General features: G+C 62.7%; 1 protein-coding gene. It reads left to right on the top strand.

Annotated elements, in window-relative coordinates; genetic code table 11:
* The first annotated feature begins 110 nt into the window (after nt 1-110).
* The gene (locus AC07O1_RS29685) at nt 111-1223 is read left to right on the top strand and encodes a succinylglutamate desuccinylase/aspartoacylase family protein (protein WP_495091111.1); all 1113 of its coding nucleotides are present in this window, start codon (nt 111-113) and stop codon (nt 1221-1223) included.
* The last annotated feature ends 245 nt before the right edge of the window (nt 1224-1468 follow it).

Raw genomic sequence — 1468 nt, forward strand, 5'->3', positions numbered from 1 at the left:
GGCGAGGAACAGCAACGCAGGATATGGGCTGCTGGCGCCGAAGTTGACTAACAGAACTAGCCACACAGGCCACTAGGGCATTCCTATCTCCATCATTCGGAGTCTTACGTATGCAACGCATCGACCACTCACTCCCCTGGAGCCACCTGGGCACGGAGCGGCGCCTCAGCGTCTTCCGTTTCGGCGCCGGCACCCGCAAGGTCTACATCCAGGCCAGCCTGCACGCGGACGAACTGCCAGGCATGCGCACGGCGTGGGAGCTGAAAAAACGCCTCACCGAACTCGAGAGCCAAGGCCAGCTCAAGGGCGTCGTCGAACTGGTGCCGGTGGCCAACCCCATCGGTCTGGACCAGCACCTGCAAGGCAGCCACCTGGGGCGTTTCGAGCTGGGCAGCGGCAAAAACTTCAACCGCGCCTTCTATGAACTCAGCGGCCCGGTCGGTGAGTTGATCGGTGACCGGTTGGGCAACGATGCCCAGGCCAACATCGCGCTGATTCGCCAAACCATGGGCCAGGTGCTCGACGACTTGCCCACGCCGGCCTCACAACTCGAAGCCCTGCACCGGTTACTGCTGCGCCACGCTTGCGACGCCGACATCACCCTCGACCTGCATTGCGACTTCGACGCGGCGATTCACCTCTACGCACTGCCGCAGCACTGGCCGCAATGGCAGTCCCTGGCTGCACGCTTGCAGGCCGGCGTCGCGCTATTGGCCGAAGACTCCGGCGGTAACTCTTTCGACGAATCCTGCTCATCGCCCTGGCTGCGACTGGCGAAGGCATACCCGCACGCCGCTATCCCTGCGGCCAACCTCGCCACTACCCTGGAACTGGGCAGCATAGGCGACACCCGCATCGACCAGGCCCAGGCCAATTGCGAAGCCATCCTCGGTTTCCTCGCCGAACAAGGCCTCATCGCAGGTCAATGGCCCGTAGCCCCGAGCCAGTGCTGCGAAGGCATGCCGTTCGCAGGCACCGAGTACCTGTTCCCACCACATCACGGCGTGGTCAGCTTCCTGCGCAGTGCCGGTGAATGGGTCGAGAAGGGCGATGCACTGTTTGAAGTGGTCGACCCACTGAATGATCGGGTCAGCACCGTCTGCGCCGGGACCAGTGGCGTGTTGTTTGCCATTGATCGCGGGCGCTATACGCAACCGGGGATCTGGTTGGCGAAAGTGGCGGGGCGGGAGGCGATACGGGTTGGGAAGCTGAGTAGTGATTGAGGGCACAGGGCAAAGCTGATCGTTGGATGATCGTTCCCACGCTCCGCGTGGTAACGCCTCTCTGGACGCTCTGCGTCCGCTTCTGTGACGCAGAGCGTCACGGGCTGCATTCCTTTGCTGCGCGTGGGAACGATCAATGCACAAGTGGGGATCTGGTTGGCGAAAGTGGCGGGGCGGGAAGCTGAGTAGTGATTGAGGGCAGAGGGCAAAGCTGATCGTTGAATGATCGTTCCCACGCTCCGCGT

This window comes from Pseudomonas sp. GW821-FHT07G10 (assembly GCF_059418545.1).

Coding starts and splice junctions, on each gene's coding strand:
- AC07O1_RS29685 (WP_495091111.1), top strand. CDS start 111: ATGCAACGCATCGACCACTCACTCCCCTGGAGCCACCTGGGCACGGAG.